Raw genomic sequence first — 15661 nt, forward strand, 5'->3', positions numbered from 1 at the left:
GTTCCGGGCCCGACGCTCCGCTCCCATGAGCTCCGGCGTCGTCCGCCCACCGATCCCCGACACCCGAACAGCCGTGTCTCTCTCCGCCAGGAGGGGGCGCGGCTGTTCGTCGTTCCCCGGGTCGATCCGGACTGACCGACAGGTGTCGAGTTCGGCTACTCTCGATCGCGAGCCGCGTCAAGCCCTTCGCAGAATCTCAGGGACTGGCAATACAGTGCTCGCACATGGTTCACCGATCGGAAGGAACACGGATGCTTCGCGCCACGCTCGACACCGCTGGGATCCAGCTCGATTCGACCACGGGAGCCCCCGTGCGCCCCGACACTCCGGTCTCGGTGGTGGCGTCGGCGCCTCAGAGCCTGATCTCGCGGATGCTCGGACGCCGCCGCTGCGAAGCATGCGGAGCGACTTCGGCCCGTCGCCGCGACGGCTTCTGCTCGGCCGACTGCGCCGGCACCTTCCACCTCTACGAGTGAGCCCGACCGGCCGAGTGCCGGTGGTGAACATTCCGAAGGCCCGTGATCGACGATCGCGGGCCTTCGTGCTGTCCCGGAAGTGTCGGAGCGCCGCGTGAGGAGCGCCACGGTCGGACTCGGTCGCCCACCGGGTGATGCCGCTCGGTCCGTGATGGAGGGGTGCGCCTCGAGGGGCGTCGAGCACCGGAGCTGAGCGCCCATGCGCGAGGGAGGGGAGCGGAGGACCGCGGATGTGCCCCCAGTAGGATTCGAACCTACGCCCCTGCCTCCGGAGGGCAGTGCTCTATCCCCTGAGCTATGGGGGCCAGGAGTGCCTGACCACATTAGCACCCGGTCGGGGCGGGGCCCGACGCCGGGAGCGGTCCTCGCGCATGCCACGATGGAGCCATGCTGCGCACTGTCTCCGCCTCGCTGGATCTGCGTCTGAACGGCCCGACCGACCTGATCTTCCTGGTGGCGGCGACGCCCACGGGTGACTCGTTCGAGGACTCCTTCACCGTCCGGCTCGACGGGCAGGACGTGCCGGTGCGGGAGTTCCCGGCGCGGCACGGCGCCCGCGTGCACCGCGTCGCGGGGAACGAGGGCGACCTGCGGGTCGAGTACCGGGCGCGGATCGCCGGCCACGGCGCTCCGGACGAGCCGAGCGAGCTCGAGCTCATCGAGTACCTGCGGCCGAGCCGGTACGCCGAGGCGGACGTGCTCGGAGGGATCGCCCGGCGCGAGTTCGGGCGGGCCCGGGGCTTCGAGGCGCTGACGGCCGTCGAGGAATGGGTGCACGGCCACCTGTCGTACGTCTACGGCTCGACGGTCGGCACCGGGGGAGCGGCGCAGGTCATCGAGAGCGGCCAGGCGTGTGCCGGGACTTCGCGCACACGGTCGCCGGGCTCCTCCGCGCCCTCGACATCCCCGCCCGGGTGACGGCGGTCTACGCGCCGGGCCTCGAACCGCGGGACTTCCACGCGGTCACGGAGGCCTGGGTCGGCGGCGCCTGGCACGTCGTGGACGCGACCCGGCTGGCTCCGCGCGGGTCGATGCTGCGCATCTCGTCCGGCCGGGACACGGCCGACACCGCGTTCCTCAGCAGCTACCTGACGGACCTGCGCCTGACCGGGATGAGCGTGGAGGCCGACTGCGACGCGGCGCTCGTCGACGACCACGTCTCGCCGGTGCGCCTGGGCTGACGCCGGGGCTCAGCCGGCGAGGACGCCGATCGCCGACCGCACGAGCGGCTCGGGGTCGCCCGGCTCGACGAAGGAGGCGCTGGACGCCTCGATCCAGTACTCGCCGACGAAGGCGTCCGCGACGCCCCGCCCCTCGGCCACCTGGTAGTAGCCCTCGATCTCCGGCGGCTTGCCGTAAGTGGGGACGGCCTTGCTGGTGGTGAAGAACTCGTTCTTGAGCGCCTCGATCACCGCGGGGTCGAGGTGGGCCACGGCCAGCTGCAACTCGGCGCCCGAATCGTCGGACCATCCGCAGACCAGGCCGTCGTACTGGGCGATCTCCTCGGAGACGGCGGTGGTCCCGATGCCGTCGTCCGGGGAGAATCCGCCCCACAGGCCCGCGAGCGCCGAGGCCGGGACCAGCTGCTCGCAGGCGAGGGGGATCGGCGTGCCGCTGACGGCGCCGCTCGCGCTCGGCTCCGGGTCGGCCGCGGGGGAGCAGCCGGAGAGGGCCGCCGCGGCGAGGGCGACGAGGAGGAGGGCGGCGGGACGGCGCATGCGTCGCACCCTAGCAACGCCGCCCTGCCGAGCGGCCCCACGCTGCAGCAGGGACGGGGGGCGCGGGCGCGGCGGCCGGTAGAATCGCTCCCCGTGACTCCCGAACAGCTCGCCGCCTCCCTGCACGCCCTCGTCCTCGACGCCGTGCAGCGACGGGGGAGCGATGCGGGCGTCGAGCTCTCGGACGTCGTGCTGGAGCGCCCGAAGAACCGCGACCACGGCGACTGGGCCTCGAACATCGCGATGAAGCTCGCGAAGCGGGTCGGCGCGAACCCGCGCGAGCTCGCCGCCGAGCTGGCCGAGGGACTGGGCGCGGTCGAGGGTGTCGCCACGGTCGAGGTCGCCGGTCCCGGCTTCCTCAACGTCCGGCTCGAGGCCGCGGCCGCGGGTGCCCTTGCCGGCGTGATCGTCGAGGCGGGCGAGGCCTACGGCACCGGGTCCGCCTACGCCGGCGTCCGGATGAACCTCGAGTTCGTCTCCGCCAACCCCACCGGCCCCATCCACATCGGCGGGACGCGCTGGGCGGCGGTCGGCGACAGCCTGGCCCGGATGCTCCTCTCGCAGGGCGCCGAGGTGACCCGCGAGTACTACTTCAACGACCACGGCGCGCAGATCGACCGCTTCACGCGGAGCCTCCTCGCCGCCCACCGCGGCGAGCCGACCCCGGAGGACGGCTACGGCGGCGCCTACATCGGCGACATCGCCGAGCGCGTCGCCGCCGCCTACCCGGGCGACCTCGCCGTCCTGCCCGAGGAGGAGCTCGCCGAGACCTTCCGCTCCATCGGCGTCGAGCTGATGTTCGGCGAGATCAAGCAGAGCCTGCACGAGTTCGGCGTCGACTTCGACGTGTACTTCCACGAGAACTCCCTGCACGAGTCGCGTGCCGTCGACCGCGCGATCGAGCGCCTCCGCGAGCTCGGGCACATCTTCGAGGCGGACGGCGCCACCTGGCTGCGGACCACCTCGTTCGGCGACGACCGCGACCGCGTCATCATCAAGAGCGACGGGGAGGCGGCCTACATCGCGGGCGACCTCGCCTACTACCTCGACAAGCGCGAGCGCGGCTTCGATCGGGCGATCATCATGCTCGGCGCCGACCACCACGGCTACATCGGCCGGATGATGGCGATGTGCGCGGCGTTCGGCGACACCCCGGGCGTGAACCTCGAGATCCTGATCGGCCAGCTGGTCAACCTGCTCCGCGACGGCGAGGCGGTCCGGATGTCCAAGCGGGCGGGGACCGTCGTCACGATGGAGGACCTCACGGAGGCCGTCGGCGTGGACGCCGCGCGCTACTCGCTGGTGCGCTCCTCGGCCGACTCGACCCTCGACATCGACCTCGACCTGCTGACCAAGCGGAGCAACGACAACCCCGTCTACTACGTGCAGTACGCCCACGCGCGCACCCGCCAGGTCGCGGCGAAGGCCGCGGGGTCGGGCGTCCCCGTCGAGCCGTTCGCGCCCGAGACGCTGGTGCATCCGACCGAGTCGGCGCTGCTCGGCGGCCTGCAGGAGTTCCCGCGCATCGTGGCGCACGCCGCGGAGCTGCGCGAGCCGCACCGCGTCGCGCGGTACCTCGAGGAGGTCGCCGGCCTCTACCACCGCTGGTACGACAACTGCCGGGTCGTGCCGCAGGGCGAGGACCCGGTCGAGGCCGTGCACTCGACCCGGCTGCGCCTGAACGAGGCGACCGGGCAGGTGCTCCGCAACGGGCTCTCCCTGCTGGGCGTCACGGCCCCGGACCGGATGTGAGCGCGTCGGGGGCGGCGCCGCGGCGCCGGCGCGGGGGACGCGCGGCCGTGGTGGTCGTCGTCGTGCTGGTGCTGCTCGTGGTCGCGGCGGTGGTGGGCGACTCGCTCGCCCGCCGCGCCGTCGCGGACCGCGCCGCCGCGAGCCTCCGCGACGCGCTCGCACTGCCCGCGGACCGGGCGGTGGACGTCGACGTCGCGGGCTGGGCCGTGCTCCCGCAGCTCGTCTCGGGGCGGCTGGACCGGCTCGACCTGCGCAGCTCGGACGTGACGTTCGGCGAGCTCGACGGCGACGTCGCCGCGACCCTGATCGGGGTGCCGGTGAGCGGCGTCGGAGCGGTCGAGTCCGGCAGCACGACGGTCGCGATCGACGCGGCCTCGGTGTCGCGGCTCGTCACCGAGCGCAGCACCGTTCCTGTCGACGAGGTGACCCTGGACGCTCCGCTCGTGCGCGTGACCGCCTCCGTCGAGGTGCTGGGCCTCCGGCTCGGCGCGGGCGTGGGGATGGAGCTCGCCGCCGTGGACGGCGCCATCCGGCTGACCCCGGCCGAGGTCTCCGCCGCCGGTGCGACCTTCTCGGCGACCGACTTCCGCGACCGCTTCGGCGCCGTCACCGGCGACCTGCTCGCTCCGTCCTCCGTGTGCATCGCGGACTCGGTGCCGCGCGGACTGACGCTGACCGGCGTCGAGGTCGCCGACGAGTCGCTGAACGCGAGCTTCGCGCTCTCTCCGACGTTCCTCAGCGACCCCGCGGAGCAGGAACCGGGCACGTGCGCCTGAGCCCGCGCGGCGCCGCCGCCCCGGACCGGTAGGATCGGAGCCCTGTGCCGGCGTCTTCCGCGGGCCGAACACTGACATCGCTGGCTTCAGGGGTCAATCCGGACCCGCTCGCCCCGCAGTGACGCTCCCACTCTCTCCTGTGAGGTCTCACCCGTGGACACCGTCGACGCCCGCGCCCGCGCCCCCCGGCATCCGCTCGCGCCTGAGTGGCTGCACACGCCCGCCGACCCGAACGACCTGGCCGACGGCGTGTGGCCGGACAGCGCCGAGCGCGGCGAGGACGGCGGGATCCGGATCGCCGGAGTGCCCGTCGCCGAGCTGGTGCGCGAGCACGGCACTCCTCTCTACGTGGTGGACGAGGCCGACGCCCGCCGCCGGGCCGTCGAGATGCGTGAGGTCTTCGCCCGCGAGCTCGGCCGGATCGGCACCGGCGTCACGGTCTACTACGCGGGCAAGGCGTTCCTCTCGACCGAGGTCGCCCGCTGGATGCGCGACGAGGGGCTGAACCTCGACCTCTCCAGCGGCGGCGAGATGGCGGTGGCCCTCGCCGCCGGGATCGAGCCCGAGCGCTTCGGCCTCCACGGCAACAACAAGTCGCTCCGCGAGATCGACCGGGCCGTCGAGGTGGGCGCGGGCACGATCGTGCTCGACAGCCTCGTCGAGATCGAGCGCGTCGCAGCCGCGGCCGAGCGGCACGGCCGCGTGCAGGCGGTGCGCCTCCGGGTCAACAGCGGAGTGCACGCGCACACCCACGAGTTCCTCGCCACGGCGCACGAGGACCAGAAGTTCGGTCTCGCACTCGCCGACTGCCCGGCCGCGGTCGCCCGCATCCGCTCCTTCTCCTCCCTGCGGTTCCTCGGGCTGCACTGCCACATCGGATCCCAGATCTTCGGCTCCGCCGGGTTCGCGGAGTCGGCGTCGCGCCTGCTCGACGTCCACGCGGCACTGCTCGCGGACGGCCCCGTGCCGGAGCTCAACCTCGGCGGCGGCTTCGGCATCGCGTACACCAGCGCCGACGACCCGACCCCGATCGCCGAGACAGCGGCCGCCGTCGCCGACGCGGTCGCCGAGCAGTGCGCCGCCCGCGGCGTCCCGGTGCCGCACATCGCGATCGAGCCCGGCCGCTCGCTGATCGGGCCCGCCGGCGTCACCCTCTACGAGGTGGGCACCGTGAAGGACGTGACGGTCGGCTCCGAGGGCTCGACCGCGGTCCGCCGCTACGTCAGCGTCGACGGCGGCATGAGCGACAACGCCCGTCCGGCGCTCTACGGCGCCGACTACACGGCGCGGATCGCCGACCGCTCCTCCTCGGCCGAGCCCGCCCTCGTGCGGGTGGCCGGGAAGCACTGCGAGTCGGGCGACATCGTCGTCCACGACGACTTCCTGCCCGCGGACGTGCGGCCGGGCGACCTGCTCGCCGTCGCCGCGACCGGCGCCTACTGCTGGTCGCTCGCCAGCAACTACAACTACCTCGGGCGCCCCCCGGTGGTCGCCGTCCGCGACGGGCGCTCGCGCGTCCTCGTGCGCGGCGAGACCGAGGAGGACCTCCTCCGCCGCGACGCCGGCATCGAACGAAAGGCCACCTCCCGATGATCGAGTACCGCAGCCTCCGCGTCGCCCTGCTGGGCGCCGGGTCCGTCGGTGCCCAGGTGGCGCGCCTCCTGCTCGACCACGGCGACGAGCTCGCCCAGCGCGTCGGGGCGCCGCTGGAGCTCGTGGGCGTGGCCGTCAGGGACGTGGACGCGCCCCGCACCGCCGACATCCCGAAGCACCTGCTCACCACCGACGCCGAGTCGCTGATCCTGGGCGCCGACATCGTGGTCGAGCTGATCGGCGGGCTCGAGCCCGCCCGCAGCCACATCCTCACGGCGATCTCGTCGGGCGCGGACGTGATCACGGCCAACAAGGCGCTGCTCGCCGCCCACGGCAACGAGCTCTTCGAGGCCGCCGACCAGGTGGGCGCCCAGCTCAACTACGAGGCGGCCGTCGCCGGCGCGATCCCGATCATCCGGCCGCTGCGCGACAGCCTCGCCGGCGACCGGGTCCACCGCATCCTCGGCATCGTCAACGGAACGACCAACTACATCCTCGACCGGATGGACACCGAGCACGCGAGCCTCGAGGACGCGCTCGCCCGCGCGACCGAGCTCGGCTACGCCGAGTCCGATCCGACCGCCGACATCGAGGGCTACGACGCGGCGCAGAAGGCGGCGATCCTCGCCCGCCTCGCGTTCCACACCGACGTCCCGGTCACCCTGGTGCACCGCGAGGGCATCACCGGCATCACGAAGGCGCAGGTCGACCAGGCCCGCGACTCCGGCTACGTGATCAAGCTGCTCGCGATCTGCGAGCGGCTGACCGACGCCAAGACCGGCGTGGAGGGCGTGTCCGCGCGGGTCTACCCCGCGCTCGTGCACCGCTCCCACCCGCTCGCGGCCGTGCACGGGGCCAACAACGCGGTCTTCGTCGAGGCGGAGGCGGCCGGCGACCTGATGTTCTACGGCGCCGGCGCCGGCGGGATCGAGACGGCCTCCGCCGTCCTCGGCGACGTCGTCTCGGCCGCCCGCCGCCACGTCGTCGGCGGCCCCGGCCTGGTGACCAGCGCGAGCTCCGGGCTCGCGGTCCTCCCGATCGGCCACGTCACGACCCGGTACCAGGTCACCCTCGAGGTGCTCGACCGCCCCGGCGTGCTCGCGCAGATCGCGGGCGTCTTCGCCGACCACGGCGTCTCGGTCGAGACCCTGGTGCAGACCCCGCCCGGCGCCGACCCGCTGGAGGAGCAGGGCGGTGCGGAGCGGCGCGAGCCGACCGCTACCCTGGTCATCGGCACGCACGCCGCGGCGGAATCCGATCTGGCGGCCACCGTCACCGCCCTCCATTCGCATGGTTTCGTCGGCGCCGTGACGTCCGTTCTACGAGTTGAAGGAGCCTGAGATGGCCAAGCAGTGGCGCGGAGTCCTGCACGAGTACGCGGACCGCCTCGATGTCACCGAGGCGACCCCGGTCATCACTCTCGGCGAGGGCGGCACGCCGCTCATCCCCGCGGCGGCCCTCTCGGCGCGCACGGGCGCGAAGGTGTGGGTCAAGTACGAGGGCATGAACCCGACCGGCTCCTTCAAGGACCGCGGCATGACCATGGCGATCTCGAAGGCCGTCGAGCACGGCGCGAAGGCCGTCATCTGCGCTTCGACCGGCAACACCTCCGCGTCGGCCGCCGCCTACGCGACGCACGCCGGCATCACCGCGGCCGTCCTGGTGCCGGAGGGCAAGATCGCCCTGGGCAAGCTCAGCCAGGCGATCGCGCACAACGCGCAGCTGCTGCAGGTGCAGGGCAACTTCGACGACTGCCTCGACATCGCCCGCGACCTCGCGAAGAACTACCCGGTCCACCTGGTCAACTCGGTGAACCCGGACCGCATCGCCGGACAGAAGACCGCGGCCTTCGAGGTCGTCGAGGTGCTGGGCGATGCTCCGGACTTCCACATCGTCCCGGTCGGCAACGCGGGCAACTACACCGCCTACTTCCGCGGCTACTCGGAGGAGCTGGAGCGCGGCGAGTCGACCCGCCTTCCGCGCATGTTCGGCTTCCAGGCCGAGGGCTCCGCACCGATCGTGCACGGCGCCCCGGTCCGCCACCCCGAGACGATCGCCAGCGCGATCCGGATCGGCAACCCGGCCTCGTGGGAGCTCGCCCTCAACGCGCGCACCGTCAGCGACGGCTACTTCGGCGCGATCAGCGACGAGAAGATCCTCGAGGCGTACCGCATCCTCGCGGGCGAGGTCGGCGTCTTCGTCGAGCCGGCGTCGGCGATCAGCGTCGCGGGGCTCCTCGAGCGCGCCGAGGCCGGAGCGATCCCGAAGGACGCGACCGTCGTCCTGACGGTCACCGGCCACGGGCTCAAGGACCCGCAGTGGGCGCTCCGCACGGCCGACGGCGCGGACATCACGCCGACCGTCGTCCCGGTCGACACCGCCGCGATCGCGGACGTGCTGGGGCTGGCCGGCGCATGACCTCGGCGGTTCCCGTCGGCCGCACCGTCCACGTCAAGGTCCCCGCCACCTCGGCGAACCTGGGCCCCGGCTTCGACACGCTCGGCCTGGCGCTCTCGTTCTACGACGAGCTCGACGTGACGGCCGTCGCGGCCACGGGTGCGCGGGTCACCGTGCACGGAGTCGGCGAGGGCGAGGTGGCGACCGACGAGACGAACCTCGTCGTGCAGGCCATCGCGTACACGTTCGCCGACCAGCGGCAGGAGATGCCCGGCATCGAGGTGATCGCGCGCAACATCATCCCGCACGGCCGCGGGATGGGCTCGTCCGGCGCCGCGATCGTCTCCGGCATCATGGCCGCGAAGGGCCTGCTCGAGGGCATCGTCGAGCTCGACTCTGACGACCTCCTCCGCATCGCGACCGAGATGGAGGGGCACCCCGACAACGTGGCGCCCGCGCTGTTCGGCGGCCTCACCATCGCCTGGGTCGAGCCGCACGCCTCCGGCGCCGACGACTCGCCGCTGCGCCCGCGCTCCAAGAAGCTCATGGTCCACCGCGGCGTGTCCCCGGTCGTCTTCGTGCCCGAGCACACCATGTCGACGCGGCTGGCCCGCTCGCTGCAGCCGCAGAGCGTGCCGCACGAGGATGCGGTGTTCAACGTCTCGCGCTCCTCGCTCCTGATCGCCGCCCTCATCCAGAGCCCGGAGCTGCTGTTCGCGGCGACCGAGGACAAGCTGCACCAGAACTACCGCGCGGCCGCCATGCCCGAGACCTCAGCGCTGATCGCGCTGCTGCGCTCGCACGGCTACGCGGCCGTCGTCTCGGGTGCCGGACCGAGCGTCCTGGTGCTCTGCAGCGACCCCGCCCAGCGCCTCGCCGCTGCGGATCTGGTGGAGCGGGAGGCCCCCACGCCGTGGCGCGCGCACATGCTGGCCGTCGACTTCAAGGGTGCTACAGTGGGGACCGCATCCCGAGGAACCGCGTAACGAGCGGAATCTGTCCGACGGATCGTCCCGACAACCACGGCCATCACATCGTGTGAAGGGCGCCCCTGCTCCTCTTGCAGACCGGCGCCTGGTCTCCGGGCCCTCTCCTCGCTCTCTGCGGCAGTCGGTCCCGGCGGCCGAGAGCATCGCGTGGATCAGAACACGCGATGGCACCGCACGGTCGATGAGCTCTCCCGGTGAGCACTCGTTCCCGGGGGGAAGGAACCCTCTCCAGTGACAGACGTCAACACCCACGGCTCGACCGTGGACCTCACCGCCGACCTCTCGGGTCTGCGCGTCGCCGAGCTCCAGGCTCTCGCGACGCGGCTCGGCCTCGGCGGCGCCTCCAAGCTCCGCAAGGGCGAGCTGGTCCAGGCCATCTCGGATCTGCGCGCCGCCTCCGCCGAGGACGCGCCCGCCGCGATCGCCGACGCGGTCGCTCCGGACGACGCAGCGGTCGCCCCGGACGTCGACGCCACCGGCGTCGAGGCCGAGCCGGCCGATGTGGCCGAGCAGTCCGCTCCGCAGCCCGAGGCGCCGGCGGAGCTGCCGACGCCCGTCGAGAGCACCGAGGCCGACACGGCCGACGTCCTCGAGCAGGCCGCGCCCACCGTCGACGAGCCCTCCGCGACGGCCGCCGAGTCGGCCCCCGTCGAGCTCGAGCTCCCCGCGGCGGCCGAGCCGGTCGCCGAGCCCGCCGAGCGCGCGCCCCGCCGACGCAGCTCGCGCCGCGCCTCCAGCGGCACCGTCGCCGCCGGCGAGCACCTCAACATCCCCGGCGGGACCGGCGTCGAGTCGCTGATCCCCGACCTCCCCGTCATCGAGCAGGACCGCGACGCCGACCAGGCCGCGAAGCCCGTCATCGACATCGAGCTGCCCAACGGGCCGGAGTCGGACGACTCCTCCCGCGAGGGCGGCCAGCGCGAGCGCCGCGGACGCCGCCGCAGCCGCGGGGGCGCCTCCGAGCAGAGCGAGCAGGCCGAGCAGGCGCCCGCCGAGAACGACGCCGACTCCTCCGACTCCGGCGACCAGCAGGAGCAGCTGGGCGGCGACCAGCAGCAGAACGGCGACCAGCAGGGCACCGGCCGCGGTCGCAACCGCCGCAACCGGAACCGCAACCGCGGGGACGACCGCCAGAACGATGCTCAGCAGAGCCCCGCCGCGCAGTCCCAGCCGCAGAACGGCCAGGGCGCGCGCGCCGCGCAGTCCGAGGGCCAGCAGGCTCCTCAGCAGAACGGCTCCGGACAGCCCCAGAACGGCCAGCAGGCCGAGGGCGAGGACGGCCGCCGCAGCCGCTACCGCGACCGCAAGCGCCGCGGCGGAGCGATCGGCGACGACTTCGAGCCCGAGATCGGCGAGGACGACGTCCTCATCCCGGTCGCCGGCATCCTCGACGTCCTCGACAACTACGCCTTCGTGCGCACCACCGGGTACCTGCCCGGCGTCAGCGACGTCTACGTCTCCCTCGGCCAGGTCAAGAAGTACAACCTGCGCAAGGGCGACGCGGTCGTCGGCGCCATCCGCCAGCCCCGCGAGGGCGAGGGCGGCGGCCGCCAGAAGTACAACGCGATCGTCCGCGTCGACTCGATCAACGGCCAGACCGTCGAGGAGGCCGCTGCGCGCGTCGAGTTCCAGAAGCTCACGCCGCTCTACCCGACCGAGCGCCTGCGCCTCGAGACCGAGCCCGGCAAGCTGACCCAGCGGATCATCGACCTGGTCGCCCCGATCGGCAAGGGACAGCGCGGCCTGATCGTCGCGCCGCCCAAGGCCGGCAAGACCATCGTCCTGCAGCAGATCGCCAACGCGATCGTGCAGAACAACCCCGAGGTCCACCTGATGGTCGTCCTGGTCGACGAGCGTCCGGAGGAGGTCACCGACATGCAGCGCACCGTCCGCGGCGAGGTCGTCGCCTCCACCTTCGACCGCCCGGCCGAGGACCACACGACCGTCGCCGAGCTCGCGATCGAGCGCGCCAAGCGCCTGGTCGAGCTGGGCCACGACGTGGTCGTGCTGCTCGACTCCATCACCCGTCTCGGCCGCGCCTACAACGTGACCGCTCCTCCCTCGGGCCGCGTGCTCTCGGGCGGCGTGGACGCCTCGGCGCTGTACCCGCCGAAGAAGTTCTTCGGCGCGGCGCGCAACATCGAGAACGGCGGCTCGCTCACCATCCTCGCGACGGCGCTCATCGAGACCGGCTCGAAGATGGACGAGGTGATCTTCGAGGAGTTCAAGGGCACCGGCAACATGGAGCTCCGCCTCTCCCGTCACCTCGCCGACAAGCGGATCTTCCCCGCCGTCGACGTGAACGCCTCCGGCACGCGCCGCGAGGAGATGCTGCTCAGCGCCGACGAGGTCAAGATCACCTGGAAGCTGCGCCGCGCCCTCGCCGGGCTCGACCAGCAGCAGGCGCTGGAGATCATCCTGTCGCGCCTGAAGGAGACCTCGTCCAACGTCGAGTTCCTCATGCAGGTCTCGAAGTCGGCCGTCGGCCCGGCCACCGCCGGCCACGGCAACGGCCACCACTAGCGCCCCGACGTCCGCGGTCGCCCCTGTCACCGGGGGCGGCCGCGGACGTTTTCGCGTCCCCGGGCGATGAGCCCGACCCCGACCACCTCCGGAAGCCAGGACCCCATGTTCGAATCCGTCAGCGTCCTCCTCGCCGAGCACGAGGACCTGCAGACGCAGCTCTCCGACCCGGCCCTCCACGCCGATGCCGCCCGCGCGAAGAAGGTCAACCGGCGCTACGCGGAGCTGAGCCAGATCAAGGCGGCCCACTCCGCCTGGATCCAGGCCGGCGAGGACCTCGAGGCCGCGCGCGAGCTCGCCCGCGAGGACGAGGCCTTCGCGGAGGAGGTCCCCGAGCTGGAGGAGTCGCTGCGGGTGGCGCAGGAGAAGCTGCGGCGCCTGCTCATCCCGCGCGACCCCGACGACGGCCGCGACGTCATCATGGAGATCAAGGGCGGCGAGGGCGGAGCCGAGAGCGCGCTGTTCGCGGCCGACCTCCTCCGGATGTACCTCCACTACGCCGAGGCGAAGGGCTGGAAGACGGAGATCCTCGACCGCGACGAGTCCGACCTCGGCGGCTACAAGAACGTGCAGGTCGCGATCAAGAGCAACGCCACCGATCCCTCGCAGGGCGTGTGGGCGCACCTCAAGTACGAGGGCGGCGTGCACCGGGTGCAGCGCGTCCCCGTGACCGAGTCGCAGGGGCGGATCCACACCTCCACCACGGGCGTGCTCGTGTTCCCCGAGGTGGACGCGCCCGAGGAGGTCGCGATCAATCAGAACGACCTGAAGATCGACGTCTACCGCTCCTCCGGTCCCGGCGGGCAGTCCGTCAACACGACCGACTCCGCCGTGCGGATCACCCACCTCCCGACCGGCATCGTCGTGTCGATGCAGAACGAGAAGAGCCAGCTGCAGAACCGCGAGGCGGGCATGCGCGTGCTGCGCGCCCGCATCCTGGCCCGCCAGCAGGAGGAGATCGCCGCGGCGGCCTCGGACGCGCGCAAGACGCAGATCCGCACGATGGACCGCTCCGAGCGCATCCGGACCTACAACTTCCCCGAGAACCGCATCGCCGACCACCGCACCGGCTACAAGGCGTACAACCTCGACGGCGTGATGAACGGCGCGCTCGACCCGGTGGTGGAGAGCGCCATCCAGGCCGACGAGGAGGCCCGCCTGGCCGACATCGGCTCCGAGGAGGCGTGACCCTCGTGACCACCGGCGTCGACGCGCGCACCCTCCTCGCGGACGCGGTCGCCCGCCTCGCCGCCGCCCGCGTCCCCACGCCGGACGTCGACGCGGAGCTGCTTCTCGGGCACCTGCTCGGGCTCGGCCGCGGCCGGCTGCAGGCGCGCCTCATCACGGGGCTGAGCGTCGACGAGGAGCACGCCGCGGCGTTCGCGAGCGCGATCGAGCGCCGGTCGGCTCGCGAGCCGCTGCAGCACATCACCGGGATCGCGCCGTTCCGCTCGCTGGAGCTCGCGGTCGGACCCGGCGTGTTCGTCCCGCGACCCGAGACCGAGGGCGTCGCGCAGATCGCGATCGACGCGCTCCGTGCGGTCGTCGATCCGGAGCCGATCGCCGTCGACCTCGGCACGGGCAGCGGAGCCCTGGCGCTCGCGCTCGCGCACGAGGTGCCGCACGCGCGCGTGATCGGTGTGGAGAACGCTCCCGAGGCGTTCATCTGGGCCCGTGGCAACCGCGAGCGGCTCGGGCTCGAGAACGCCCGCATCGTCTTCGACGACCTCGCCCGCGCGCTTCCCGAGCTGGACGGCACCGTCTCCGTCGTCGTCTCCAACCCGCCCTACATCCCGGCCGCCGCCGTCCCGCGCGACCCGGAGGTGCGCCTGTTCGACCCGCCCTCGGCTCTCTACGGCGGCGAGGACGGCCTGGACGTCGTCCGCTCGCTCTCGGCGACCGCCCTCCGCCTGCTCCGCTCCGGGGGAGTGCTGGTGATGGAGCACGGCGAGCTGCAGGGCGCCGAGATCCGCGCCCTGCTCACCGCCGACGGCTGGCGCGGAGCGACCACGCAGCGCGACCTCACCGGCCGCGACCGCGCGACGGTGGCGGTGCGCTGAGGCGTCGTGGAGCTCTGCTAGCCTCAGCGGCGATCCGGTGGCCGCACCGGGCAGGCAGGCTCGGGAGGCTGGCATCGCCGCTGCACGCGATCGGCCGCGCCGTGGGCTCCGCCGCCCGCTGCTGATCGTCCTGGCGGTCGTGGTGGTCGCGGCCCTCGTGGTGGTCGCCGTGCGGCTCCTCGAGCGGAGCGACGGAACTGCTCCCGTGGCCTGCGCGCCGTTGTCCGCCTCCGCGTCGCGCGCGCCTGCGCCTGCCATTCGCTCGGTCGACGACTACCTGGGCGGCCGGTCCTATCTCCGCGGCGTGAACGTGTTCGACCTGCAGTCGCGCGTCGACGTGGGAGTCGACTGCACCGCCGGGAATCCGGCGGAGAGCTACGAGTTCCTGGCGGACCGCGGACTCACGCTGGTCCGGCTCGCGGTGCCCTGGTCGCTCCTGCAGCCGCAGGCCGACGGGGAGAGCACCGACGACGCTCTGGCGAAGGGGCTCGATCCGGCGGCGGTCTCGCTGCTCCGGACCGAGATCGCCGCCATCGGCGCTGCCGGCATGCGGGTCGTGCTCGACCTGCACAACAACGGCACCTATCCGGCGAGCCAGGGCGATCTGCCCGAGGGGACCGTCTGGTTCGGATCCGGGCTCTCGGTATCCCAGGCGCAGAGGGTCTGGACCCTGCTCGCGGCGGAGTTCCAGGACGACGGACGCATCGCCGCCTACGACCTCTTCAACGAGGTGAAGCGGGCGCTGGTCCCCGTCGAGACCTACAAGGCCTACACGCAGGCCGTGGTGTCGGCCGTCCGGGGAACCGGCGATCGGCACACGATCTGGGTCGAGGGGATGCGGGAGGCGACGACGGGCACGGTCGCCGCGATCGCACCCGACGGGCCGTGGATCCAGGACCCGCTGGACCGGATCGTGTACTCGCAGCACTTCTACCCCGGCGGCACGGGCACGACCCTGCGCTCGGACAAGCAGGGCGGCACCGACGAGCAGGTCTTCGTGGCGGCGGTGACGACCTTCGGGCAGTGGTGCCGGCGGTACGGGGTGCACTGCTCGGTCGGGGAGGTCGGCTGGCCCAGCGATCAGAGCCTCTCTCTCACCGCGGGCGGCGCTGGCTCCTGGACGGACGTCGGCGAAGCCTTCTACACGGCCGCCGACAGCTACGGCCTCGACGTCACGTACTTCGGCTCCACGAGGAAGTCGGACTGCGGCTGGCTGATGGCCTACTGCGGCGACGATCACGAGATCGACGACGCGCGCTCCCAGAGCTCCGTGATCGAGGCGCACCTCACGCGCTGAGCGCAGTTGTCCCCCTCGTGGGAGGGGGTCTCCTCGAATAAGCCTCACTCGCGCCACCCGCCGACGCCCCCTTCCGACAA

Annotated in this window: 14 protein-coding genes and 1 tRNA gene; 13 read left to right on the forward strand and 2 right to left on the reverse strand. The window is 72.8% G+C overall.

The window, feature by feature from the left end; all coding sequences use genetic code 11:
- The first annotated feature begins 251 nt into the window (after positions 1-251).
- A complete protein-coding gene (locus C5C59_RS06875; RefSeq protein WP_104237559.1) occupies positions 252-476 on the forward strand; it encodes a hypothetical protein in 225 nt (74 codons plus the stop codon).
- Positions 477-709: 233 nt separating this feature from the next.
- Here C5C59_RS06875 and C5C59_RS06880 read toward each other — a convergent pair.
- Positions 710-781, reverse strand: a tRNA-Arg gene (locus tag C5C59_RS06880).
- An 82-nt stretch (positions 782-863) separates the two neighbouring features.
- Between C5C59_RS06880 and C5C59_RS17200 the strand changes: the two genes are divergently transcribed.
- Both C5C59_RS17200 and C5C59_RS06885 read left to right on the forward strand, forming a co-directional pair.
- A complete protein-coding gene (locus tag C5C59_RS17200; protein WP_181134846.1) occupies positions 864-1394 on the forward strand; it encodes a hypothetical protein in 531 nt (176 codons plus the stop codon).
- Positions 1328-1657 (forward strand): transglutaminase family protein, encoded by a 330-nt coding sequence (locus C5C59_RS06885; RefSeq protein ID WP_181134847.1) that lies wholly within the window; start codon positions 1328-1330, stop codon positions 1655-1657. Before C5C59_RS17200 ends, C5C59_RS06885 begins: the two co-directional genes overlap by 67 nt.
- A gap of 9 nt (positions 1658-1666) precedes the next feature.
- On the opposite strand, the gene C5C59_RS06890 is transcribed toward C5C59_RS06885, so the two are convergent.
- A complete protein-coding gene (locus tag C5C59_RS06890) occupies positions 1667-2194 on the reverse strand; it encodes a hypothetical protein (RefSeq protein WP_104237561.1) in 528 nt (175 codons plus the stop codon).
- Positions 2195-2287: 93 nt separating this feature from the next.
- Between C5C59_RS06890 and argS the strand changes: the two genes are divergently transcribed.
- The 10 genes from argS (at position 2288) to C5C59_RS06940 (ending at position 15581) form a co-directional block, all read left to right on the forward strand.
- Positions 2288-3946, forward strand: coding sequence for an arginine--tRNA ligase (gene argS / locus C5C59_RS06895; protein WP_104237562.1), 1659 nt, complete (start codon positions 2288-2290; stop codon positions 3944-3946).
- A 47-nt stretch (positions 3947-3993) separates the two neighbouring features.
- Positions 3994-4722: an LmeA family phospholipid-binding protein gene (locus tag C5C59_RS06900; RefSeq protein ID WP_181134848.1), complete on the forward strand. Its 729-nt coding sequence runs from the start codon at positions 3994-3996 to the stop codon at positions 4720-4722.
- A gap of 153 nt (positions 4723-4875) precedes the next feature.
- Positions 4876-6315: a diaminopimelate decarboxylase gene (lysA, locus tag C5C59_RS06905; RefSeq protein ID WP_104237564.1), complete on the forward strand. Its 1440-nt coding sequence runs from the start codon at positions 4876-4878 to the stop codon at positions 6313-6315.
- Positions 6312-7655: a homoserine dehydrogenase gene (locus C5C59_RS06910; RefSeq protein WP_104223002.1), complete on the forward strand. Its 1344-nt coding sequence runs from the start codon at positions 6312-6314 to the stop codon at positions 7653-7655. The genes lysA and C5C59_RS06910 overlap by 4 nt, the downstream gene beginning before the upstream one ends.
- 1 nt (position 7656) lies before the next feature.
- On the forward strand, positions 7657-8733 hold the full coding sequence (gene thrC / locus C5C59_RS06915) for a threonine synthase (RefSeq protein ID WP_104223003.1): 1077 nt from the start codon (positions 7657-7659) through the stop codon (positions 8731-8733).
- The gene (gene thrB / locus C5C59_RS06920; protein WP_104237565.1) at positions 8730-9698 is read left to right on the forward strand and encodes a homoserine kinase; all 969 of its coding nucleotides are present in this window, start codon (positions 8730-8732) and stop codon (positions 9696-9698) included. The genes thrC and thrB overlap by 4 nt, the downstream gene beginning before the upstream one ends.
- Before the next feature lie 234 nt (positions 9699-9932).
- Positions 9933-12224, forward strand: a complete 2292-nt coding sequence (rho, locus tag C5C59_RS06925) for a transcription termination factor Rho (protein ID WP_104237566.1) — start codon at positions 9933-9935, stop codon at positions 12222-12224.
- 105 nt (positions 12225-12329) lie between these two features.
- Complete coding sequence (gene prfA, locus C5C59_RS06930; RefSeq protein WP_104232724.1) at positions 12330-13412, forward strand: peptide chain release factor 1; 1083 nt, start codon at positions 12330-12332, stop codon at positions 13410-13412.
- Positions 13409-14284 (forward strand): peptide chain release factor N(5)-glutamine methyltransferase, encoded by an 876-nt coding sequence (gene prmC, locus C5C59_RS06935; protein WP_104237567.1) that lies wholly within the window; start codon positions 13409-13411, stop codon positions 14282-14284. Before prfA ends, prmC begins: the two co-directional genes overlap by 4 nt.
- Before the next feature lie 304 nt (positions 14285-14588).
- Complete coding sequence (locus C5C59_RS06940) at positions 14589-15581, forward strand: glycoside hydrolase family 5 protein (protein WP_181134849.1); 993 nt, start codon at positions 14589-14591, stop codon at positions 15579-15581.
- Positions 15582-15661: the final 80 nt, after the last annotated feature.

Origin of the sequence: Rathayibacter sp. AY1F4 (assembly GCF_002931775.1) — a bacterium.
Taxonomy (GTDB): domain Bacteria; phylum Actinomycetota; class Actinomycetes; order Actinomycetales; family Microbacteriaceae; genus Rathayibacter.

Excerpts from the sequence above, each read along its gene's own strand:
- C5C59_RS17200 (WP_181134846.1), top strand. The coding sequence starts at position 864 with ATGCTGCGCACTGTCTCCGCCTCGCTGGATCTGCGTCTGAACGGCCCG.
- thrB (WP_104237565.1), top strand. The coding sequence starts at position 8,730 with ATGACCTCGGCGGTTCCCGTCGGCCGCACCGTCCACGTCAAGGTCCCC.
- prfA (WP_104232724.1), top strand. The coding sequence starts at position 12,330 with ATGTTCGAATCCGTCAGCGTCCTCCTCGCCGAGCACGAGGACCTGCAG.
- C5C59_RS06875 (WP_104237559.1), top strand. The coding sequence starts at position 252 with ATGCTTCGCGCCACGCTCGACACCGCTGGGATCCAGCTCGATTCGACC.
- C5C59_RS06890 (WP_104237561.1), bottom strand. The coding sequence starts at position 2,194 with ATGCGCCGTCCCGCCGCCCTCCTCCTCGTCGCCCTCGCCGCGGCGGCC.
- thrC (WP_104223003.1), top strand. The coding sequence starts at position 7,657 with ATGGCCAAGCAGTGGCGCGGAGTCCTGCACGAGTACGCGGACCGCCTC.
- C5C59_RS06910 (WP_104223002.1), top strand. The coding sequence starts at position 6,312 with ATGATCGAGTACCGCAGCCTCCGCGTCGCCCTGCTGGGCGCCGGGTCC.